Source organism: Eudoraea adriatica DSM 19308 (assembly GCF_000382125.1).
Classification (GTDB): Bacteria; Bacteroidota; Bacteroidia; order Flavobacteriales; family Flavobacteriaceae; genus Eudoraea; species Eudoraea adriatica.
The window spans coordinates 178,388-202,295 of record NZ_KB907552.1; the positions used below are offsets into that span (position 1 = coordinate 178,388).

At 39.4% G+C, this 23,908-nt stretch carries 18 protein-coding genes and 1 pseudogene; 10 read left to right on the forward strand and 9 right to left on the reverse strand.

The features are described from left to right. Positions 1–223 precede the first annotated feature (223 nt). The 4 genes from G504_RS19340 to G504_RS0115740 all read left to right on the forward strand — a co-directional run bounded on the left by G504_RS19340 (position 224) and on the right by G504_RS0115740 (position 4,766). Positions 224–1,243, forward strand: a complete 1,020-nt coding sequence (locus tag G504_RS19340; RefSeq protein ID WP_019671154.1) for a peptidyl-alpha-hydroxyglycine alpha-amidating lyase family protein — start codon at positions 224–226, stop codon at positions 1,241–1,243. A gap of 118 nt (positions 1,244–1,361) precedes the next feature. Continuing rightward, complete coding sequence (locus G504_RS0115730; protein ID WP_019671155.1) at positions 1,362–2,120, forward strand: DUF6090 family protein; 759 nt, start codon at positions 1,362–1,364, stop codon at positions 2,118–2,120. Positions 2,121–2,123: 3 nt separating this feature from the next. Further along, positions 2,124–3,545 carry an amidohydrolase family protein gene (locus G504_RS0115735; RefSeq protein ID WP_019671156.1) on the forward strand — a complete coding sequence of 474 codons (1,422 nt, stop codon included), beginning with the start codon at positions 2,124–2,126 and terminating at the stop codon, positions 3,543–3,545. Between the two features lie 384 nt (positions 3,546–3,929). Next, positions 3,930–4,766: a hypothetical protein gene (locus G504_RS0115740; RefSeq protein ID WP_019671157.1), complete on the forward strand. Its 837-nt coding sequence runs from the start codon at positions 3,930–3,932 to the stop codon at positions 4,764–4,766. Between the two features lie 34 nt (positions 4,767–4,800). Here the strand turns inward: G504_RS0115740 and dapB are convergent, their stop codons facing one another. From dapB to ggt, 3 genes are read right to left on the reverse strand one after another with little or no spacing between them, the layout of a single operon-like run. Further along, positions 4,801–5,568 carry a 4-hydroxy-tetrahydrodipicolinate reductase gene (gene dapB / locus G504_RS0115745; protein ID WP_019671158.1) on the reverse strand — a complete coding sequence of 256 codons (768 nt, stop codon included), beginning with the start codon at positions 5,566–5,568 and terminating at the stop codon, positions 4,801–4,803. Next, positions 5,565–7,844 (reverse strand): aminotransferase class III-fold pyridoxal phosphate-dependent enzyme, encoded by a 2,280-nt coding sequence (locus G504_RS0115750; RefSeq protein ID WP_019671159.1) that lies wholly within the window; start codon positions 7,842–7,844, stop codon positions 5,565–5,567. Before G504_RS0115750 ends, dapB begins: the two co-directional genes overlap by 4 nt. 33 nt (positions 7,845–7,877) lie before the next feature. Then, on the reverse strand, positions 7,878–9,575 hold the full coding sequence (gene ggt / locus G504_RS0115755) for a gamma-glutamyltransferase (RefSeq protein ID WP_019671160.1): 1,698 nt from the start codon (positions 9,573–9,575) through the stop codon (positions 7,878–7,880). A gap of 213 nt (positions 9,576–9,788) precedes the next feature. Between ggt and G504_RS0115760 the strand changes: the two genes are divergently transcribed. Then, entirely contained in the window at positions 9,789–11,918 is a 2,130-nt protein-coding gene (locus G504_RS0115760) for a glycoside hydrolase family 97 protein (RefSeq protein ID WP_019671161.1), read from the forward strand. A gap of 44 nt (positions 11,919–11,962) precedes the next feature. On the opposite strand, the gene glk is transcribed toward G504_RS0115760, so the two are convergent. The 3 genes and pseudogenes from glk to G504_RS19720 form a co-directional block, all read right to left on the reverse strand. After that, entirely contained in the window at positions 11,963–13,039 is a 1,077-nt protein-coding gene (gene glk / locus G504_RS0115765) for a glucokinase (RefSeq protein ID WP_019671162.1), read from the reverse strand. Positions 13,040–13,289: 250 nt separating this feature from the next. Next, a complete protein-coding gene (locus tag G504_RS0115770) occupies positions 13,290–13,907 on the reverse strand; it encodes a hypothetical protein (protein WP_019671163.1) in 618 nt (205 codons plus the stop codon). A gap of 673 nt (positions 13,908–14,580) precedes the next feature. Then, a pseudogene (locus G504_RS19720) lies at positions 14,581–14,718 on the reverse strand (Lacal_2735 family protein); the annotation flags it as partial. 338 nt (positions 14,719–15,056) lie between these two features. On the opposite strand from G504_RS19720, the gene folE reads away from it, so the two are divergent. The 3 genes from folE to G504_RS0115800 all read left to right on the forward strand — a co-directional run bounded on the left by folE (position 15,057) and on the right by G504_RS0115800 (position 17,545). Continuing rightward, the gene (gene folE / locus G504_RS0115790; RefSeq protein WP_019671167.1) at positions 15,057–15,761 is read left to right on the forward strand and encodes a GTP cyclohydrolase I FolE; all 705 of its coding nucleotides are present in this window, start codon (positions 15,057–15,059) and stop codon (positions 15,759–15,761) included. A gap of 166 nt (positions 15,762–15,927) precedes the next feature. Next, positions 15,928–16,389 carry a hypothetical protein gene (locus G504_RS19345; protein ID WP_157473442.1) on the forward strand — a complete coding sequence of 154 codons (462 nt, stop codon included), beginning with the start codon at positions 15,928–15,930 and terminating at the stop codon, positions 16,387–16,389. 136 nt (positions 16,390–16,525) lie between these two features. Beyond that, the gene (locus G504_RS0115800; protein WP_051089574.1) at positions 16,526–17,545 is read left to right on the forward strand and encodes a DUF481 domain-containing protein; all 1,020 of its coding nucleotides are present in this window, start codon (positions 16,526–16,528) and stop codon (positions 17,543–17,545) included. A gap of 67 nt (positions 17,546–17,612) precedes the next feature. Here the strand turns inward: G504_RS0115800 and G504_RS0115805 are convergent, their stop codons facing one another. After that, on the reverse strand, positions 17,613–18,134 hold the full coding sequence (locus G504_RS0115805) for a 5' nucleotidase, NT5C type (RefSeq protein ID WP_019671170.1): 522 nt from the start codon (positions 18,132–18,134) through the stop codon (positions 17,613–17,615). A 191-nt stretch (positions 18,135–18,325) separates the two neighbouring features. Here G504_RS0115805 and G504_RS0115810 point away from each other — a divergent pair, with 191 nt between their 5' ends. Both G504_RS0115810 and G504_RS0115815 read left to right on the forward strand, forming a co-directional pair. Next, entirely contained in the window at positions 18,326–18,973 is a 648-nt protein-coding gene (locus G504_RS0115810) for a SanA/YdcF family protein (RefSeq protein ID WP_019671171.1), read from the forward strand. A 35-nt stretch (positions 18,974–19,008) separates the two neighbouring features. Next, entirely contained in the window at positions 19,009–20,262 is a 1,254-nt protein-coding gene (locus G504_RS0115815) for an NRAMP family divalent metal transporter (protein WP_019671172.1), read from the forward strand. 15 nt (positions 20,263–20,277) lie between these two features. On the opposite strand, the gene acs is transcribed toward G504_RS0115815, so the two are convergent. Continuing rightward, positions 20,278–22,185 carry an acetate--CoA ligase gene (gene acs / locus G504_RS0115820; RefSeq protein WP_019671173.1) on the reverse strand — a complete coding sequence of 636 codons (1,908 nt, stop codon included), beginning with the start codon at positions 22,183–22,185 and terminating at the stop codon, positions 20,278–20,280. 12 nt (positions 22,186–22,197) lie between these two features. Then, positions 22,198–23,889 carry a sodium:solute symporter family protein gene (locus G504_RS0115825; protein ID WP_019671174.1) on the reverse strand — a complete coding sequence of 564 codons (1,692 nt, stop codon included), beginning with the start codon at positions 23,887–23,889 and terminating at the stop codon, positions 22,198–22,200. Between the last annotated feature and the right edge of the window lie 19 nt (positions 23,890–23,908).

Here is a 23,908-nt window from a genome sequence, read left to right on the forward strand (position 1 = left end):
CTTATTTCGCTGGTTAAAATATCTATGACCACCAAACCCAATGCCGAAACAGGTAGTCAAACCGAAATCAAAACCTGGTCGTGCTTGCTTAATATGAAAATGACAAGAATGTGCACATTAATTTGCAAACGCTATTCTATATTGAAAATTAGTACCTTCAAACGAATAATTGATGTTCATACGAGACCGTTGTACATTATTTAAACCAAACAATTACCAATAGATGCTATATAGACTTATTGGCATATTTTACTTTCTAACAGCTTTTCTGGTGTTAGGCTGTAAAAGCCATGAAAAAAAAGAGGTAGGAAAAGAACCAAAAAATCCAGATACCTACGTTTTGGTAGAAAACTGGCTAAAAATGCCAGAAGACCATGTTTTAGGAAACCCTACCGGACTTGGAACGGACTCTGAAAATAATATTGTGGTCTTTCACAGAGCAAGCAGAGTCTGGCAAGAACCAATGCCAGAAGATAAAATTCAGGAGAACACTATTCTGGTTATTGATAAACAAACAGGTGAAATATTAAAAAGTTGGGGGGCCGATTTATTTATAATGCCACATGGCCTGGAAGTTGACAAAGACAATAATGTCTGGATTACCGATGTTGCCCTGCATCAGGTTTTTAAGTTTAGTGCAGATGGCAAGCTACTTTTAAAGTTAGGTGAAGCCCAAATTGCCGGAAATGATGCGGAACATTTCAATCTTCCCACGGATGTCGCCGTTTCAGACGATGGTTCTTTTTACGTAAGTGATGGCTACGGCAACAGCAGAGTAGTTAAATACTCTAAAGACGGAACATACTTATTTGAATGGGGCAAATTCGGAAATAAGCAGGGGGAATTTAACATTCCACACGGAATTGATTTAGATAGAGATGATAATGTTTATGTTGCAGATCGTGAGAACAACAGAATTCAAAAATTTGATAGTAAAGGAAATTTCATTGCCGTTTGGCAAAATAAAATAACCGAACAACTATATTCTGTTGCTATTGACAATCAAAACGACAACCTGTTTGGAATAGATTATATGACTGTAAACGATACTATTGTTAAAGGTTCTGATATTTTTCGATTTGATTTGGATTTAAACCTGCAAATACAATTTGGCAGAACCGCTTTTTATGATGGCCCGATAGCAAGGTATCACGACATTGCAATCGATGATGAAGGGAGTATTTACGTCGTTGATATTTTAGAAAATAAAGTTCAAAAATTTCAAATGAAAAAAGCTTATTGAAATAAAAAAACGAACAAACAAGAACGTATATTAGTCATAAGTTAATACCATTTGTCCAAATACCGGACCATTGGTTGAGATAGCCGCTTGCGGTCGTAACCAAACTACCACTTAGATAATGATCAATTTTTTTAGGCGAATTCGGAAGAAACTACTAGCCGAAAATAGGTTTACCAAATACTTACTATATGGAATTGGAGAAATCGTTTTGGTTGTCATTGGAATCTTAATAGCCCTGCAAATAAACAATTGGAATGAAGATAAAAAAACGGCTAAGCAAGAAATCAAAATTTTAAACGAACTAAAGAATGACCTGGAAACCAATTTAAACGAAATTATAGAAACCTATAACACAACCAGACACAGAGAATTATCCGCTGTCCTTATTCTAGATTATTTTGATAAGGCAAAACCAGTGGATGATAGCTTAAAACAAGCATTCGAAAATATTAATATGGATGGTCTGTTCAACATTTCAAACACGTCCTATAAATTTATTGAAAGCCAGGGTATTAATAGCTTGAGCAATGATAGCTTACGCATTAGAGTCACAGAAATGTATGAACGTCATTTAAAAAATATCCTCACTCGTGAAAATATAAATCTGGAAATTATTAATGAAGAATTAATCCCACTTATGAATGATCGCTTTTTATCATCTCCAACAATTGATAAAACAGTTTCATTTGCTGTAGAAGCTATAAATACACCTAAAAATATAGAATCCTTAAGGGAGGACGCCATATTTAAAAATGTAATTGTTAGATTACAGAACTGGTTATTAGTGCGTTTAAAATGGCAACAAGTTGCTCGTACAAATTTAGAGCAACTTATTGCAGACGTGGAAAAAGAGATTGATAGATTAAAATTGAAATAATTTATGAAAAATAGCATATTACTTACCGTCTTCCTGGCTATAGCCATAAGTTTGATTAACTGCGGTAAACCAGCTGAACCTGGATATCAGACGCTGAAAGGAGCAACTATTTTCGACGGTAATGGAAATAGCATACCAAATGGAATTATTGTAATTAAAGACGGGAAAATTGAGGCAGTTGGTGATGAATCCACACCCATACCCGGCAATTCTGCCACCATTGATTTGTCCGGAAAGTTTATCACTCCCGGCCTGATTGATGCTCACGTCCATTTTTTTCAGACCGGCTTTTTTGATTCCCGGCCAGATGCCCTTGATATCCGGGATTCCATTAATTATGAAGAGTTACAGGATTTTGTTAGCACAAATCCCGAGCCCTATTTTGAATCCTATCTTCGATCCGGAGTGACGGCCGTCTATGATGTTGGCGGATTTCCCTGGAGTCTCGAGTTGCCTAAGCTGGCAGAAAATAATTTGAACGCCCCGCATGTAGCAGCATCAGGACCTTTATTAACTCCTGTGCCTGCTGAGCGTATCGTAACCTTCAACACCTCTAAGGACACAGTCATGTATTCTATTATATCATCTGAACAAGGTAAAAAAGTGGTCAATAATAATCATGCCTTAGGTGCCACGGGCATCAAGATCTGGAGCCTGAATCTCAAAGATTCAACTTTCATGACAAACCTTCAATCCGTAAAAACAGAGATTGACCGTCTTGGCAATAAAATGATCGTACATGCCACCAATCTGGACCAGGCTACAGAAGCCCTTAGGTTGGGGGCTAAAGTGTTAGTGCATAGTATAGATGATACTATCGTTACAAATGAATTCATAGCGTTGGCAAAAGGCCAAAATGTCATTTACTGCCCAACACTTATTGTAAGCCGGGGATATTACAATGCATATAGAGCTTTGAAATATGGATTTCAATTTGAAGACCCCAATGATGTTGTGGATGAAAGGACGAAAGGCCTTCTAAATGCATCAACCCGTTTTATGAAATATTGGTCCTCAGAGCAATATGATATTGATGAATACCTGAAGCGAACCGATAGCTACCTGAAAGAAAGAGAACAGATTAGAGCCACAAATCTTAAATTACTTTACGATGCGGGTATTACCATTGCAGTTGCCACAGATGCAGGCAATCCGGGCACTCTCCATGGGATTTCCATCTATCCTGAGATGAACGCCATGGAGGAGGCGGGTGTTACTCCTCTGGATATTTTAACCATGGCAACTAAAAATGGTGCCTTGGCCATGGACAGATTGGATGATCTCGGGACTTTGGAGAAAGGGAAAATCGCCGATCTGATTGTATTGGAAAAAGATCCGTCTCAAACAATAGAAAACATGCGCTCCATTTCTCATGTTATGCGAAGCGGGTTAATGCGGCCTGTGATGGAAGAATTTGCAGATTAAGTTTAAGGAAAGATATCACCGGAGTTTGTCAAAAATTAGTTCTTGAATACATAGAAAAAGCAGAAGCATTAGACACTTGATGAATCCTTCTTAGATAATCAAAAAACCCTTTCCGGGTTAACAATTACTGACCTGGAGATCAAGGGTAAAATTATATCCTATTTGCTAACCTATGATCATGGGCATCTAATTCTTAAGAAACCCAATGCACAAATAATTCACAGGACCGACCATTTTACAGTAAAGAGAAAAATTTGAGGTAGAATTATTTTAAGCATAATCTTTTACATTTACTTACTGTACTTTTGAAAAGGAAAAACTGCAATGGTTGCACCTAAAATTGTGTGTTTATCCTAACAATAAATTAATATAATCTATTCAGATTTGGATCCCAAAAGAAAATACAACATCATCTTTAGGACTTGTGATATTGTCAATGCCGTTAACAAGAATCCCAGACCTTTTAATTTGGAGAAAGGGCAGCTTATCAAGCTATGCTTTCTTAGTTTGGTTGAATCACTAAAAGACCTGGATTTTAAGATCATCGTTGTAGGGGATAGGCTTTCTGAAGAAATGATTGCTTTTTTTAACCACTTCGAAGTTGAATTGCATCTTGGCAACTTTGGAAATGATGCGTCCTTCAGAGAAACGCTAAAAATAGTAGCTACAATACCAAATGATGAATGGATCTACTTCTGTGAAGATGATTACCTGCATGTGCCTCATGCCTTTGAATTTATAGATCATTTTCTGGATGAACGAGAAACTCTTTTTAAACAAAAAAAGAAGTTCTTTAGCCTATTCCGAGAAGTAATTTTAAAAGATAAAGACCTTTTTATTTTTCCCCCGGATTATCCGGATCGTTATGACGCGGGGAACTGCAAATCCTCCTTAATCCTATTTTCAAATGATTGCCACTGGAGGCAGGTGAACAATATTACCTTAACATTCCTTACAAAATCTTCCACTATTAAAAAACATAGGGCACTATTCAAAAAAGCTTCAGTGAAAGCAAGAGCAGGCAGTTCAGGTAATGCCGATCGAGTGATTAGCAGAAGGCTCTTTGGAAGGCATGGTTTTGGTTTCCTGAGCAGTTCGGTTTGCTTCTCCCCTATTCCAGGATTATCAACCCACATGCATCGAGACACCATGACACCTGTGGTGGACTGGGAGAAGTTAGTTCTTAGATACACAGCAAAAGTAGAAGCATTAGATATTTGATCCTTCCCCCTGGAATAATAAAAAAGCTCCCCGGCTAACTATTGCCGTTCTGGAAATCCAGAGCGGCATCCAGGCCTGTTTCCACACCTCTTATAGTGTTCACATAGCGAATAGCTAGTAAAGCGCCATTAACGAACGATTCATAAGACGCGCTACTATGATGTACGGAGAAAGTTTCACCCGCATTACTAAAGGCTACTTCCTGATCCGATAGCAACCCCTTCATACGCAAGGAATGAACACGCACCCCTGAAACCAAACCTCCCCTAGCACCTTTAACTACTTCGGTCTTATCTTCCTGCACTTCGTAATCCCTGTATTTTCCCATTCGCATGGCCGTAGCCAAGGCAGTGCCAGATGGGGCATCTGGTTTCATCACCTCATGCCGTTCAATGATTTCCGCTGAATCAAAATGAGGGGAAGCCATCTCCGCAAAACGCATCATCAGTGCTGCACCTATGGAAAAGTTAGGTACTATCAGACATCCCGGATCATCTTTTTTCCAAAAAGATTTAAGTTCATTTATTCTTTCCTCCGTAAAACCAGAAGTTCCCACAACAACACGCATTCCCCGGGCATGCCACTTTTTGAGGTTTTCCATCACCACCGCAGGATGTGCGCATTCCACCAGTATCTCAGCATTTATATTTTCTATGGCGTCTTCTGCCCCTATTCCTGCCACATTTTTCCCCTTATAACCAGGTGCATAGGCCCCCGAAAGCTGCATATCATTTGCTCTGGAAATACCATTTGCAATGACGCTGCCTAATCTGCCCATTGCCCCTGAAACTGCTACTTTCATACTTCTTTATTTTTATAATATTCTTCCAATACCATATCTATTTGTTCCACCGTTTTAAAGGCATCTTCTTTGGAAAACCGCAAAGGAGGCTTTGTTTTCAAAACACTGTCATACGGACCATCTGTACTAATAAGTATGTGTCTGTTTCGCAGTTCATTCTTTATATATTGAGCCAGGCCGGTATCCTGATCCATGCTATTATCCTTAATAATTTCAACCCCAAGATATAAGCCGGAACCCCTCACATCCCCAATACATGGATACTTTTTTTGCAACTCCTTCAATAATGATTTGTAATAATCCCCCACAAGTTTGGCATTTTCCTGTAAATTTTCTTCTTCAATAACTTCCATAACCGACAAAGCAATGGCACAGGACACCGGATTGCCTCCAAATGAACTGAAGAACTCTACCCCTTTTTCAAAAGATGCTGAAATTTCAGAAGTGCAGACAACAGCTCCCATAGGATGCCCGTTAGCCATGGGTTTTCCAAGTACAACAACATCCGGGACAACTTCCTGTGCTTCATACCCCCAATAATGATTCCCTAGACGACCAAATCCTAACTGAACCTCATCATCTATGCAAATACCACCCTGATTCCGTATTGCAGGATATAGGTGCTTTAAATAACCTTTAGCCAATGGCACCTGGCCCCCGCAACCTATAATTGGTTCGCAAATAAATGCGCCTATCGGCGTTTCGGAATTTTCAATAAGTCTAATGGCTTCTTCCCCATAACTTTTTCCTGCACTGCCATTATCATTGGTATATTTTCCTCTGTAAGTATCTGGAATAGGAGCCACCAATATATGTTCTTTTTTTCCGCTCCCTTTTGGATTGTTAAATTTATAATAGCTCACATCAATCGCTGCCCTGGTGTTTCCGTGATAACCGTGCTCCAGAACCATTATTTTTTCATTCCCGGCATGAATAGCAGCCATCCGCAGGGCCAGGTCTGTTGCTGCGCTACCGGAGTTCACAAAATATACTTTGTTCAATGAGTCGGGAAATTTCGATAAAAGTTTTTCCGCATATTCATTTAAAGAATCGTAAAGATACCTTGTGTTCGTATTCAGTTTAGCCATTTGCCGCTGACCGGCATCCACTACTTTAGGGTGGCAGTGCCCTACATGCGGAATATTATTGTAAGCATCCAAATAGGTATTGCCATAGGCGTCATACATATATTGAAATGCTGCCTTTTTCATATAAATAGGGGTATCATAACTAACCGAGAGAATGGAACTCATATGTTCATATCTCTTCTTAAGTATATTCTCCACAGGCTGCGAATTTTTTGCAGGAAATCCGGCTGCCTTACGAAAGCAATTTTCCGCTGCTATTGGATTGATAGCCAACCAACGATTTAACATCTGCCATGCATATTTTTCACTCACAAAAGCGTACTCATTATCCCCATTTATTTCTCTTGCATTGGCAGAAAAACAGACGCTTATGCAGAGCCTGGCAGCAATCAGGTAATAAATCACTTCTAATTCTTTCTCCTGAAGGGGCAGTATTTCATGATAGGATTCTATTAGTATGGCAGCCCAATCCAATGGGTTATCTTTATCATAGCATGCATAGGTAATTGCTATAGCCAGCTCATTAATGAGAAAGGTTTGCGCCATATCGCCAAAGTCTATGATTCCAGTAATCTCTTCCCTGTCAACCAGCACATTCAATTCATTGGCATCATTGTGGATTACAGAAGTTCTTAACTCGGTAAGGAACGGTGTTACATTTTCTTCATATTGCTTAATATAGTAGTGAACAAGACTTCTATCTTTTTTATTCGGAATATTTTTAAGGTATTTTTTAATTAAATGCAGCTGCTGAATATCCCATTTCAATTTTCTGGCGGCGACTCTGAAATCAGTAAATTGCTGAAGTTTAAGATCTAGTTGGGCAAGAAATTTGCCAAAAGTCTGGAATAATTTTTTTGTATGCGGTACATCTGCCAGAAACTTGCCCTCCAGATAAGACAACATTCTGCAAATATATTCCTGCCCATCGATGGTTATTATAGCCGTATAGCTTTGGTTCCTTGATGGAATAGGGGTCTGTATATTTCTTTGACCTTCGTTTTGCAAAAACAGAAGTGCGTTGTTTTCTGCTTCTACCAATGAATGGGTATTCTCAGTCGCCGGGTAGGTTTTGAAAATATATTTTTCTCTTGGGGTTTCAACAAGGTAGTTGGCATTGTCTAATCCGCTTAGTCTTTCAACCCTGATGGCATTTATTCCAAATTGTTCCTTTAAGATTCCCTTCATTGAAGTTTTAGAAATATTTATTTTGTACCAAACTTAGTAACCTGCTGCCTGCCCGTCCTTTCTGGATTCCGAGGCTCCTGTATAGACCTTGTTTTCCAAATCAACGCCAATAGCCTGATAGCCCCCATAAATTCCCACACCAAAGGTGATGTTATGATTTTTTTTGCGCAGTTCCCTTATGGTTTTATAATCAAACCCACTTTCAAGGTTTAGCCTGCCCCCATTGGTCATTACTGAACCCGTAGGCTGGGAACTTCCCTGATGCCGCATTCGGGGAGCATCTCCAGCTTCCTGAAGATTCATACCAAAGTCTACCAGGTTTATTACAATCTGTACATGCCCCTGGGGTTGTACAGCGCCACCCATAAGTCCAAAACTTACAAGAGGTTTTCCATCCCGGGTAATAAAGGCCGGGATTATGGTATGGAAAGGTCGTTTACCAGGTTCAAGGGCATTAGCATGGTTTTCATCCTGCACATTAAACATCTGTCCACGGTTTTGCAAAACAAAGCCAAGGCCATCCGGCACCATCCCGGAAGCAAACTCAGAATAGATACTTTGTATAAGCGACACCATATTACCATCCTTATCGGCAACGGTCAAATAGGTAGTATTTCCACTCTCAATCTCCAGGTCACCGGCCGGGTATATATCCGCCGCTTTATCAGGATTGATAAGTGCCCGTCGCTGTGCCGCGTATTCCTTTGACAAGAGTTGGGTTAAGGGAATATTAACAAAATCGGGGTCTGCATAGAATTTAGCCCGGTCTTCATAAGCCAGTTTTTTGGCCTCTGTAAGAATATGCAGGTAATCAACACTTCCAAAGCCCATGGAAGCTATGTCATAGCCCTCTAAAATATTCAACATTTGGAGTGCCGCAGTACCTTGTCCGTTTGGTGGTAATTCCCAGACCTCATAACCACGATAATTTGTGGATATGGGCTCCACCCAGTTGGATGTATGGCTTGCCAGGTCCTCATAGGAAAGAAAACCATTGTACTCTTTCATAAAGGCATCTATAGTGCGCGCAATGTCGCCCTTATAGAATGCATCCCGCCCGCCATTGGCGATCTTTTCATACGTATTGGAAAGGTCCGGGTTCTTAAAGACTTCCCCTTTTTTAGGGGGCCGGCCATTTGGCAAATAAGTGGCGGCAAAACCTGGCAGGTCTTCTATTCCTTCTGAACCGTAGTCCATTTCATAAGCAATAACCTCGGATATCGGGAAACCTTCCCGTCCATAATTAATAGCCGGTTGTAATACTTCTTTAATAGTCAGTTTTCCAAATTTCTCATGCAAATTAAACCAGCCGTCTACACAGCCGGGAACTGAGACCGGAAGAGGCCCATGCAAGGGAACATACTTCATTCCCCGATCCATAAAATATTCTATGTTAAGGGATTCTGGTGCGCGTCCACTACCGTTAAAACCATAGAGTTTTTCTTCCTTTGCATCCCATACAATTGCAAATATGTCACCCCCAATTCCACAGCTGGCAGGCTCAACAAGCCCGAGCATAGCGTTGGCTGCTATGGCAGCATCCATGGCGCTTCCCCCCTTTTTAAGAATGTCCAGGGCCACCTGCGTAGCAAGGGGCTGACTTGTAGCGGCCATTCCGTTCCGGGCCAGGATTTCAGAACGGGTTGTAAATGTTTCCCCGGTTAGACGGTCTTGTGCCTTAATATTGACTGCAAAGAATACCAATAATAAAGCTAAGAATAGGTTTTTCATGGAATTTTCATTTAAGTGCTCTAAAACTAGCAAATAAGGTAATTGCTGCAAAGAGAATACAGCTAAATATTGGTGAGTTTAGTTTTTAGATACTCAAAGCAACTTGATACAAAAAATTCCCGGAAATTGCTGCTGGATTTCAACTCATTCTATAAAAGCCAATTGGTGATGTAGCGCTTTTTGTCAGGATTCAATTATATACTATATTGCAACATGACAAGAAAAATCAACCTTCTAAGCCTAGTGTTATCACTAGCCGTCCTCTATGGATGCCAGAAATCAACACCGTCCCTAACTGTAAAATCTCCATCAGGCATTAATGAAGTACAAATATCCCTGGATGACCAGGGCAGCATGTATTATCTGGTGAAGCATAATGGTGAGGTAGTAATTGATACATCATATGCAGGCTTTGAATTAAAGGACCAGCCCGCATTGGCCAAAGGCTTAAGTGTTGTAGGTTCAGAAAGTACTTCAGAAAATGAAACCTGGGAAATGCCCTGGGGCGAACAACGCAATGTTGTGAACAACTATAACCAGATGACCATAAACCTGGAAGAAATTAAGGAGCCAAAAAGAAAGTTTGATGTAATTTTCAAGGTCTATGATGATGGCATTGGCTTCCGCTATCATTTCCCTGAACAAGAAGCACTTTCTGAAGTAATCATTACAGATGAAAATACGCAGTTTAAGCTTACCAATAACCCAATGGTTTGGTGGATACCGGGAGATTGGGATATTTATGAACACATGTACAATACAACGCCCTTCAATAAGATCAATGCGATCAGCAAAAGGAACCACCCTAACCTGGCGGCCACCTACATCCCCGAAAATGCGGTTAATACGCCTGTGACCATGAAAACAGAAGATGGGATCTACTTAAGTTTTCACGAAGCCAACCTTACGGATTATGCCGGGATGACCTTAAAAGTTGATACACTTAATCTCTCGATGCAAAGTGAGCTGGTAGGATCGGACATTACAGGGTATAAAGTGAAAAGAGAAACTCCTTTTAATACGCCCTGGAGAACTATTCAAATAGCCGATAGAGCGGGTGATCTCATTGAGTCAAAATTGATCGTTAATTTAAATGAACCAAATGTATTGGGAGATGTTTCCTGGATAAAACCAATGAAGTATGTTGGTATCTGGTGGGAGATGCACCTTGGGAGGAGTACTTGGGATTACGCCGGGACGCAGGACATGAACAGCTGGGAGAATCTTGCCAATGCGAAACCAACCGGAAATCATGGTGCAACCACGGAAAATGCCAAAAGGTATATAGATTTTGCTGCCGCCAACGGTTTAAAGGGCCTCCTGGTAGAAGGCTGGAATACCGGCTGGGAACATTGGATAGGATTTGAAGACCGGGAAGGGGTGTTTGATTTTGTTACGCAATACCCGGACTACGATTTAAAAGAGGTTGTTCGTTATGGCAAAGAAAAGGGAGTAGATCTGATCATGCACCACGAAACCTCAGCAGCCCCAAGGACGTATATTCAGCAAATGGATTCGGCCTATAGTTTAATGGAGTCATTGGATATCCATGCTGTAAAGACAGGTTATGTGGGTAAACTAATCCCGAAAGGGGAATACCACCATGGGCAATGGATGGTAAACAATTACAGAGAGTCCCTGGTAAAAGGGGCAGAACACAAGGTAGCAATCAATGCCCATGAACCTATTAAGGCTACCGGGATACGGAGGACCTACCCTAATGCCATTTCACGCGAAGGCTTGCGCGGCCAGGAGTTCAATGCCTGGGCAACAGATGGTGGTAATCCGCCTGAACATTTGCCAATTGTGGCTTTTACCCGTATGCTCTCCGGACCCATTGACTTTACCCCCGGGATATTTAAAATAAAACTGGCGCCGGATAAACCTGAAAATCAAATAAATACTACCCTGGCACAACAGCTGGCTTTATATGTGGTAATCTACAGCCCCGTACAGATGGCTGCAGACCTGCCCGAGAATTATGAAGGGCAATCCGCATTTCAATTTATTCGTGATGTAGGGGTTGACTGGGAACAAAGCAAGGTACTTGATGGTGAAGTGGGCGACTTTGTGACCATAGCCAGGCAGGAACGGGGAACAGAAAAATGGTTTATTGGGTCTATTACGGACGAAAATGCACGTGAAGTAATCATCAATCTGGATTTTTTATCTCCAAATAAGAAATATAAAGCCATTCTTTATACCGACGGGGAAAATGCCCACTGGGATGACAATCCGCTTGATATATCTATTGAGGAAATGGAGGTGGATAGTACAACTGCACTAACACTTCAACTGGCAGCCGGCGGTGGAGCCGCAGTAAGTTTGGTGCCTGTAAAATAATCACATGAAGCAAATCTAAAGTCGCTTTATATAGTAACTTTTCACTAGCTCATATTTGCCATAGCCCCATAATAAGCCGCTCCCAGGAGTGGTGTTTTAGCATTTAAAATTACTTTTACCGGCATTTGCCGGAGCAGCGGATTCATACGGCCTGCCGAAACGAAGTTTTCAGTAAATACTTCCCGGTTAATCATCTGCAATATTTTTGGGACAATCCCGCCTCCTAAATAAACGCCTCCTGTGGCCTTGGTCTTTAAAGCAAACTGGGCCGCTTCTATGGCCAGATATCTAATAAATAAATCCAGGGTCTCTTCACAAATTGGGTCACTTTTCTTATGGGCAACAGCGGTAATAACGGCTGGCGCATCTCCCTGCTTTATTTTATCTTTTAACCATTCAGGTTCCGGAATTCCCCTGTAATCCCTTAAAAATTTGTAGCTGGTTACTATTCCGAGGCCGGAGACCACTCTTTCCCAACTTACATGTCCATACCTTTTATGCAAAGATTTCCAAAGTTTCCAATCCAGGTCTGTGCGCGGACAAAAATCGCAATGCCCGCCTTCGGTGGCATAGGGATGGTACTTACTGCCATCCCAATATAAGCCTGCCTCTCCAAGACCCGTGCCCGGTGAAATGATTACGGCATTCCCCGGTATGTCTGACCCTTCTTTTAGTAGTTCAAAATCCTCCTCCCCAAGCGCCGCCAATCCGTATGCATTGGCCTCCATATCATTAATAAGGGCAACCGATTCAACACCAAGTTCAGTGCTGATTTTTTCACTGTCTATTTCCCACGGAAAATTTGTGCCTTTGACCTTGCCCCTGGTAACCGGGCCGGCTACGCCCAGGCATATCCCATCTATATCAGGCAATTTATCCTCATGGAAAGTATGCACCATCTCTATAAAAGCATTGAAATCTTTTGTGCGGTATGATTGCTCTTTCCTTAAGGAAAGACGTTCTTTATTAAATTCAAAAAGTGCGAGGTTTGTTTTCGTTGCCCCAATGTCTCCGGCTAAAATAGTTTTACCTGCTACGGTGGTCTTTTTGCTAGCCGGAAAAGCCAAGGGTATTAGAGAATTCTGCAGATGTGGCAGAGAATAACTTTCCGGTGTTTTCATATCATAAATTTTCTAAGCAATGAGAATAACCTCTTACATTTAAATATCCCATATCCCCATATTGTTTGATCCTTCGTTTTGTGCTAAATGGCTTGAAATATCCCCAATACAAATATCTCACAGATGTTAAGCGTTTAAAATGACTTAGGTCATTGAGTATAATTAAGTAATTGTAATGATTATGGTAAATGACCGTAAGTATTTTGAAACAACCCCTACATCATTTCAATCCAAGCCTGGTATTAAAAGTTTAAGTAGTTCGTGGTTTCTCTTCCAGTTTTGCAGTAGCAATTAGTTTACCAATAAAAAAACCAACAAAAAAAACAACTGCGGCTATGGATACAATAAGAAGCATTGCCTTCCATACATCCGTCAGGGGTATACTATTTTCAGGTAGCCTTTCAAGGATCCTGAAACTGCTAAACACTTTAAAAGGAAAACTAAAGTAATTTATTAGCGCTTCCTTGTATTCGCTAAATGTCAGGAACATATAAATGTTGCTGGAAAGGCCATAAGCTATAATGCTCAGGCCAAACCCAAACATTCTGCTATAGGTTTTAATGTATCCAATTCTGTCTGATTTTAGTACTTCCTCCTTAGAATGAAGCCTGTTTCCCGATATTGTTTCTGCTAAAGCATCTTTATTCCTGTATTTTTTGACATAATCCTGAGAATAGTAAATCCAGCAAAATAGTAAAAGAAGAGGGGTAACAACAACAATCAGCGTAACACAAAAAAGCAAAAGAACTGTAACCAATTCACTTAGCCCTTCCAGGGTAAAATAGCGATCAACAGGAGCCTGATTGTCTTGCAAACCATATAAGGCATTTATTAAAGCAGCTGCATATTTAAGACCTAAATAACCCATTTGATGCTCATCCGGAATAAAATTAAATTATAGTTTTTTGTACAGTAATTATAAAAGGTCCAACCTTTAAATAAATGGTAATTCTATCAGAATCAATAAAATCTCTGGTTGGATTTACGATTCTAACTATTATTTGAGTTACATCCAAACTCAAAATGACGAAACTATAGATTTGATGTCCCAATGGGGGCATTTATTTATCTAATATTCTGATAAGTTTAACTTTTCGATAATAAAGTCCGATCTGATTGCTGAGTAGCCCAGGTTCTCATGAAGCCCTGGGTAATTTTAATTTCATTATTAAAAATAATTACTTCTCTAAAACAATTATACCTAACTTTATAAGGAATAGAAAATTTTATCATGTCAAAAGGTAGGGACGCTAAGAAAGCTGTCAAAAAAGAACCGCTCTTAACTGCAAAAGAAAAAAAAGAAGCCAAAAGAATTAAGAAAGCCAAAAAGGGCTAAGTTTTAATTCAGCGGATCTCAGAGGAATTAAAAAAGGGATTTACGTTACGGACTTACAGGAAGCATCTATCTTACCTACAATTGTTATAAACAGACAGTAAGTAATGTAAAATGGTAAAGATCATAGCCAGATGAATCTGCTATACACTTTCCAGTATTAACATGCGCTGCACGGCAGTTGGAAAAAAAATCAATAAAATAGCAGCTATTGCTTCTCTATATCCTTAATTACTTCTTCTGCTTCAAAAACTTTGTCATCGTTTTGCATAGGCTTTGATGTTGGCAACTGATGTGCCTCTTCCATCAATTTCGCATATTTAACCTGAAGTGATTCCTTTTGTGTTTTATTTTTTAGATTCCGAACACAGGTTGAGTTTTAAAACAAGACGTAGTGGTTTGATACTGATTCATTCGTATTACAAAAACGATAAATGTTTAATTTTTAAATATACATTTTAGACATTCAAACTTACCTGATCAATAAATCATTTCTTATTATTATATTATTAACGAGGTTCACACCTGGAAGATTTATTTTTTTGTTTATTCTTTAACATATTTTATTGAACATTATTTTATCTTTATCCCGCCAAAGTAAACAAGTTTAAAAAAATTAGTTCCCCATTCAGAACTTGTAATTTACTCTATAAACAAAATGAAACGAATTATTCATACCGCGAAATGAAAAACCAGGATATGCTATTGAATACACTTATTGAATCAGAAGAATTATTAAATGGGTACTCTCATGAGGAAATTGGTGATGACCACCTTTACACCGGCTTGGAAACCCCTATGAAACCCAATGCTTTTGTTGCCAGTGACAAAGAGAAAAAGGAAAGCATTGCGCGATTATTCGCACAGATTATGGATGTTATGGGCCTGGATCTCAATGATGATTCACTCAAAGGAACGCCGGAACGTGTGGCTAAAATGTACATAGATGAAATCTTTTCGGGTTTAGATCCAAAAAACAAACCAAAAATTGCTTTGTTTGACAATAAGTATCAATACAACCAAATGCTGGTAGAAAAAGATATTACCTTTTACTCTAATTGCGAACATCATTTTGTTCCTATAATCGGCAAGGCGCACGTGGCCTATATCTCCTCAGGAAAGGTAATCGGCCTTTCGAAGTTAAACCGGATAGTCCAGTATTTTGCCAAAAGACCTCAGGTTCAGGAGCGACTAACAAACCAGATAGCAATTGAATTGCAATCGGCACTAAACACTCCCGACGTAGCCGTTATTATTGACGCAAAACACCTGTGCGTTTCTTCAAGAGGCATTAAAGACAATACTTCAGCTACTGTGACTTCCTTCTATGGAGGTGCATTTAATTCTTTTGAAAAAATCGCAGAACTTCAAAATTATATAAAGCAATAATTCCTTGTATCTATAATGTTAAGGATCAATTAACTAAAGCATCATAAACCACTACTTGAACAGATATTTTAAATGTTAATATTTTCTGGTTTTTCCTTTTTAAATTGGCCTTTTTCACTTAATTTTAACACTAATTAAAGTAGATTTTAAACTAAACCATATATCAATGAAAAAGCTAAAAAATTTATTCGTAATGCTAATATTATGTTTAGCATTTAGTACTACAATGTTTAGTCAAGCCAATATTGAAGCAGGTGTTCGTTTTGGCGATAATACCGGTATAGATGCTACCATACCACTTGGAATTTCACCAAGGCTTCACCCTACGGTATATTTGGATAATTTTGGTATTGGCACCTATTTTGACTGGATGTTTGCACTTTCTGACGGGCCTTCCGGACTAAAATTTTACCCTGGAGTGGGACCTGAATTTTTCTTTGAAAATGACTTTGATTTTAATATTGCCGGTAATTTCGGAGTAGAATATTCTTTTAAATTTCCCCTTACTATAGGATTCGACTGGAGGCCAGGATTTGCAGTAACCAATGATTTTGACTTTTATACAAGCAATTGGGGAATCATGGCAAGATTTCGTTTTAAAGAAGGAGGGTTTAAAAGGGTAGATTAGTCTATACCCAAATTATTAGTATTAAAATCCACTGATTTCGACTTATTATCAATCTTAGGTCCGGAATTATGGGTTAATGGCCGGCTTTTTGCTTCCAATAAAGATTTATTTTTTTATATCTCTAAAATAATTCCTTTTGATAAAAAAAACAGCTCTTTGTTTAATACTCCTAATAAGTGCATGTACGGCAAGTTATGCACAAATAGACACACTGCATTTAGATACGAATACTTTAATATACGGTGAGGTTAAATCTATGAATAGAGGAGTCTTAACGATAGAAACCAACTACAGTGATTCTGATTTTACAATAGAATGGCTGGAGATTAAAAAAATCTATACCCAAACTGTTTTTTTGACAAGCCTAACCGATGGAAGGCGTATTATTGGCAGCTTAAGTACCAATGAGGATAACTCAATTACTATTACGAACAGGGAAGGTGCCGATGAAGCTGAAGTACAGATTGCTGAAATAGTATTCCTTCAACCTCTTAATGAGGGTTTTTGGAGCCGGCTTGATGCCGCTGTTGATTTTGGTATAAGCTTTACCAAGGCTAACAATTTAAGACAGTTCACCTTTGGTACTAACCTAAAATACACTGAAGACAAATGGTCGGCATTGATTAATGCCAATATGCTTCGTTCTACCCAGGATAATGCTGAAGATATCAGAAGGGAAGACGCCGCTTTTGTTTTTAATTATTTTCTTCCAAAAGACTGGTACCTGTCACCTCAGATTTCATTGTTGTCTAATACCGAACAACTTTTAGATTTAAGGACGATTGTTTCTATGGGAGTTGGAAAATACCTGGTGAACACCAACAAAATATATTGGGGGGTTTTAACCGGTTTATCCTATAACAGCGAACAATTTTCCAGTGATGCGGAAGACAGGTCAACTATTGAAGGAATATTGGGTACTGAACTCAATATTTTTGATGCGGAAGATATAAGCCTGATTACACGTTTGATAACATATCCCAGTTTAAGCGAAAGCGGTCGTTGGCGTGCAGACTGGAATTTTGACTTAAAGTATGATCTGCCACTTGACTTCTATGTAAAAACAGGTATTACTTTGAATTATGATAACCAACCTACGACCGGGGCAAGTGATTCTGATTACTACTGGAAACTGGCCTTTGGATGGGAATGGTAAATGATTTAGCCAGCAAAATAAAGGAAGGATTTCTTCTAATTAAAGGTAAAAAATTATCCAATTAAGATTACAATAGTTTTTGGCTGACCTCCTCCCAGCTATCAACCCGCTCAAACCCATTTGTATGTATGTTATGAGGTGAGCTGTACATAATGGATCTACCCTCAAAATTTTCCAGGTTGTATTTACGATCATCAATGAGTATATCCCCCTTAAGAATGTGCTTATCCCCGCACAGGATTCGCCGTTTCCAATCTATAAAAGGAAAATGCTCATCTAACCAATAATGTTTCTCAATCAATGAATTTGGAAACTGCATGGCAGCCGATGCAATAAAAACATCGTATTTATTGGTCAACTCCTTTATTACCTCTTTACTTCCTTCTATAGGAGGCAGAGCCCGGAAAAATCCAACTTCATGGCAGTGCCTGTGAATCCTGTCCCTTCGACTCTCAGGCACACTTTGCCATACTTCTCCGCCCATGCATTCCTCCACGGTAAGGTTTTCATCAAATTCTTTATTATAAAGTGAAATATGCGCCCTATAAGTGTCTGCAATCACTTCATCCATGTCAATAAATAATGTCATTTCTTGAATTTTTTACGAAGTACGCAAAAATATCAAACTTCTGAAATTCATTCACATATTGTTAACCTATTGGTAAAGATCACATCTTAAAAAAAATTATCCGGTGATAATTTAGTCGCAATAATTTTTTGTTTTGATTTTATCCATATGCCCAAAAAGATAAAGACTGTTTCCTTACCTTTAAAATTGCAATGAAAATATCCATAAAAAGGAAATATCGTTTTTTTGTAGCCGTAGCAATACTCTTATCAATTTTAGTAGTAGTAATTTCCAATTTTGTCATCGAAATTTCAGCAAAAGGAAAAACCTTTACTGATCCGGCCCTTACACCAAAAAACAAAGTCGGCCTTGTATTGGGCACATCAAGAATGCTGGTGGAAGGAGGCATAAACCCTTATTATAAACATCGCATCGACGCAACTATAACTTTATATAATGCCGGGAAAATAGAGTTCGTTTTGGTTAGTGGTGATAATGGAAGCATCTACTATAATGAACCCACTACAATTAAAAAAGACCTGGTAAAAGGGGGTATCCCGGAGGAAAAAATTTTTTTGGATTATGCCGGGTTCCGCACCCTTGACTCCATGGTACGGGCAAAATATATATTTGGCCTTGATAGTGTTACGGTAATTTCCCAACAATTTCACAATGAAAGGGCCGTATATCTGGCAAGAAAAAAAGGCCTGAAGGCAATTGGTTTTAATGCCAGGGGAATTTCCGGAAAGCACGGTATTAAAGTTCAATTCAGGGAATATTTTGCACGGGTAAAAGTATTTATAGACCTTCTTTTAAATACACAACCCCGCTTTTACGGTGAAAAAATTGAGATAAAATAACCTATTTTAGTTCCTGAAAATTAACCCAACCGTATATGTCCAAATTCAAAACGTTGCTTAAAAACCTTGGTCCCGGGCTATTGTTTGCCAGTATGGCCATAGGAACATCACATTTGGTCTTATCTACCAAGGCCGGTGCACAATATGGATGGGTTATGGTGGTTCCTATCATCCTGGCCAATATTTTAAAATACCCCTTTTTCGAATTTGGAATACGTTATACCAATGTCACCAATAAAACCTTAATAGAAGGGTATCTCAATAGAGGCCGAGCTTACTTATGGCTATATGCCTTTATTACCCTGGTAACCACATTTACGATCCTCGCTGCTCTTTATGTAGTAACTGCCGGGTTGTTTATTAACCTTTTTAATGTTGAACATATTTCTGTTGCCACCGTTGCACTTGGTTTATTCGTATTTATTAGCACCCTGCTAATCATAGGTCGCTACCGTTTTCTGGAAATTTCCTTAAAATTTGTGATATCCATTTTATTTGTGGCATTGCTTGTGACCACATTATTGGTAATTTACAAAGGGCAGGTGGAACCGGTGTCTGATTTTGTAAGACCACCAATATTTAATGAGGTGGGTATTTTGTTCTTAATTGGGTTAATAGGATGGATGCCTACAGCTGTTGAAGCTTCCAGCTGGATTAGCTTATGGAGCCTGGAAAAATATAAATTGAATAAGGCTAAACCCTCATTAAAAGAAGCGTTGCATGAATTCAATTCCGGGTATTTGATGACTGCTGTCCTCGCCATTTTCTTTTTAATCATCGGGTGGATGACCCTATATGGTACAAATACGGAATTAAGCAGTAATGCTACCACTTTTGCAGATCAGGTTGTGCAATTGTTTACAACACATATTGGTAACTGGGCTTATATCTTTATTGCCGTATCTGCCTTTGCTACCATGTTTAGCACCTGTATGACTGCTCATGATGCGATATCAAGGGTAAGTATCGACATAGTGGGTTTGCTTACGCCTAAAAGCAAAGATTTTTCAGGGAGAAAGTATTACGCTTCGGGGGTTATTCTTTTGGCAATGGTCAACTTTATTGTAATTAAGGCATTTGGAGCAAATATGGGAACCCTGGTAGCCCTGGCAACTTTTGTCTCTTTTGTATTGGCTCCGATAGTGGGTTATATGAATCTAAAAAATGTCATGAGCCATGATCTGCCTAACCATTTTCATCCAGGCAAAGGTTTGCAGGTCCTTACTTTTGCCGGCATAATATTCCTTTCGCTATTTGCAATTTATTATTGCTGGATGTTGCTTTTTTAATATGATCGCTAAATATTACAAAGCGTTATCCATAACTTCTTTTACTACCTCAGGATTAAGGAGCGTACTAATATCCCCCAGGTTTTCTGTATCTCCGGAGGCTATTTTTCGTAAAATACGTCTCATGATCTTGCCACTTCGAGTTTTAGGCAAACCGGGTACAAACTGTATCTTGTCTAATTTAGCAATAGGACCAATATGTTCGGTGATTTGCTGGTTTATTTCTTTCTTTAGGTTTTCTCTATCCCTGGCTTCACCAATTTCCTTAAGAATCACAAAACCATAAAGTGCATTGCCTTTTATATCATGTGGAAAACCTACAATGGCAGATTCAGCTACTGCGGGATGTTCGTTTATGGCATCTTCAATTGGTGCAGTCCCCAAATTATGGCCTGAAACAATGATCACATCATCTACCCGCCCCGTAATCCTGTAATATCCTACCTCATCTCTCATAGCACCATCCCCGGTAAAATATTTATTCTTATATGCCGTGAAATAAGTATCCCTATACCTCTCATGATCACCCCATATGGTTCTTGCCATTGAAGGCCATGGAAACTTAATACACAGTCGGCCGTCTACCTGAATTCCCATAATTTCATGACCTTCTTCGTCCATGAGGGCAGGTTGAATTCCTATAAAGGGCAATGTGGCATAAGTGGGGGTTGTTGGAGTGACATATGGGATAGGCGAGATCATTATTCCACCGGTCTCTGTTTGCCACCAGGTATCTACAATAGGGCTTTTACCATGTCCAACATTGTTATTATACCAATGCCAGGCTTCTTCATTTATTGGTTCCCCGACAGATCCTAAAACTTTAAGGGAAGAAAGATCATATTTTTCTACAAATTCAAGATTTTCCTTGGCTAAAGCCCTTATTGCAGTAGGTGCAGTATAAAACTGATTTACCTTGTGCTTTTCAACTACTTCCCAAAACCTTCCATAATCCGGATAAGAAGGAACGCCTTCAAACATTACCGTAGTTGCCCCATTGGCCAATGGGCCATAAATTATATAGGAATGACCTGTAATCCAGCCGATATCCGCGGTACACCAATATACATCACCATCCCTGTACTGAAATATATTCTTAAAGGTATAGGCCGTATAAACCATATAACCGGCGCAGGTATGCACCATACCTTTGGGTTTCCCCGTTGATCCGGATGTATAGAGTATAAAAAGAGGGTCTTCAGATTTCATACGTTCAGCATCATTATCTGCATAGGCCTCGTCCAGCAATGGTTTCAGCCAAAAATCCCGGTTTTTCTTCATCTTAACCTTTCCCCCGGTGCGCTTAGTAACCAAAACCTTTTCCACTCCCGGGCAGTCTTCAAGGGCAACATCTACAATACCTTTAAGGTCTATAATTTTATTTCCCCTGTAAGAACCGTCAGAAGTAATTACCATTTTACAATCACAATCATTAATCCTTGTAGCCAATGCATTTGAAGAAAATCCTGCAAAAACAACGGAATGTATAGCACCGACCCTGGCACAGGCCAGCACAGTATAGGCTAATTCCGGAATCATTGGCAGGTACACGCAAATACGATCACCTTTTTTTATGCCGTTTTCCTTGAGTACATTGGCCATCCTGCATACACTTTCATGTAATTGTCCATAAGTAATATGCTGTGCTTCTTCTTTAGGGTCATTGGGTTCAAATATGATTGCAGTATTATTGCGTTTAGTAGGCAAATGTCTGTCCAGGCAGTTCTCCGTTATGTTGAGTTCGGCACCTTCAAACCACTTAATTTCAGGCTTCGTAAAATCCCAACTTAGTACCCTATCCCATTTTGAGCGCCATACAAAATGCTCTTCGGCTATTTCTTCCCAAAAAGCTTCCGGATTCTGAACGGACTTGCGATATACCTGAAAATATTCTTCTAAATGCTTAATATGATAATTACTCATGCCAATTTTATTTTAATGAAAACTTGCCTCCTTAACCCCACTGGGTATTCGAATATCCTCCACAATTTCCTGTACCTCTTTTGGAGGATCCGGTGTGAAAATGGAGATAATTATGGATACCATAAAGTTAAGTAACATAGCCACAGTACCAAAGCCTTCGGGGGAAATTCCAAACCACCAATCCTTTGATGTACCTCCTCCAAACATATCAAACTTAAACTTCAGCATATAAAATAACATGGCAGCCATCCCAACAACCATTCCTGCTACAGCGCCTTCCTTATTCATCTTTTTATAAAAAATACCCAACACTATTGCAGGAAAAAAGGAGGCGGCTGCTAAGCCAAAAGCCAGAGCTACTGTAGCGGCTACGAAATCTGGTGGATTAATCCCAAAATAACCTGCAATACACACCGCTACCACAGCAGACATTCTGGCAATAATCAATTCATTTTTATCTGAAATATTCGGGCTAAATTGTTTTTTGATTAAATCATGTGAGATGGAAGTAGATATAACGAGTAACAAACCTGCTGCCGTTGAAAGTGCAGCTGCAAGGCCTCCTGCCGCTACCAATGCTATTACCCAATTGGGTAAATTAGCGATCTCAGGATTGGCTAGTACAATAATATCTTTATCTACTTGCAGTTCATTAATTTCAGGATCAGCAACATATTGAATAATTCCATCGGAATTTTTATCATTAAATTTTAAGAGGCCGGTAGCTTCCCATTTAGAGAACCAAGCGGGCATTCCGGCATAATCTTTATTACTAACGGTCTCTATTAAATTGGTTCTCGCGAAAACAGCGATTGCAGGCGCCGTGGTATACAAGATGGCTATAAAAAACAATGCATACCCAGCAGATTTTCTGGCATCTTTGACTTTAGGGACCGTAAAAAACCTTACAATTACATGAGGCAGGCCTGCAGTTCCTACCATTAATGCCGCAGTGATAAAAAATATATCTATCATAGGCTTGGAGCCATTGGTATATTCGTCAAATCCAAGCGCTGTGGATAATCCGTCTAACTTATCCAATAAGGAAACACTTTCTCCAATAACATCGCTTCCCATCCCCAATTGAGGAATAGAACTACCTGTCATTTGAATTGAAATAAAAATAGCCGGTACCATAAAAGCAAAAATCAACACACAGTACTGAGCTACCTGGGTATAGGTGATTCCTTTCATGCCCCCTAAAACGGCATAAAACAAAACTATAATCATTCCAATAATAACCCCTGTATTAATTGGGACTTCCAGAAATCTGGAAAATACGAGTCCTACCCCTCGCATCTGACCGGCTACATAGGTAAATGAAACCAGCAGTGCACAAATAACGGCAACCGAGCGGGCTATATTGGAATAGTAACGGTCTCCAATAAAATCAGGCACAGTAAATTGTCCAAATTTTCTGAGATAGGGAGCTAAGAGAAGAGCAAGAAGTACATATCCTCCGGTCCAACCCATTAAATACACCGATCCGTCGTATCCGCTAAATGATATTAACCCGGCCATTCCGAGGAAGGATGCGGCAGACATCCAATCTGCTGCGGTAGCCAAGCCGTTTGCCCAGGCAGGAACATGGCCTCCGGCCACATAAAAATCTTTAGTGGAGCTGGCCCTGGACCATATTGCAATTCCTATATAAAGTAAAAAAGTTAAGACAACAATGGTCAGTGTCCATGTCTGTACATCCATACGGTTGGTATGTTTGGTT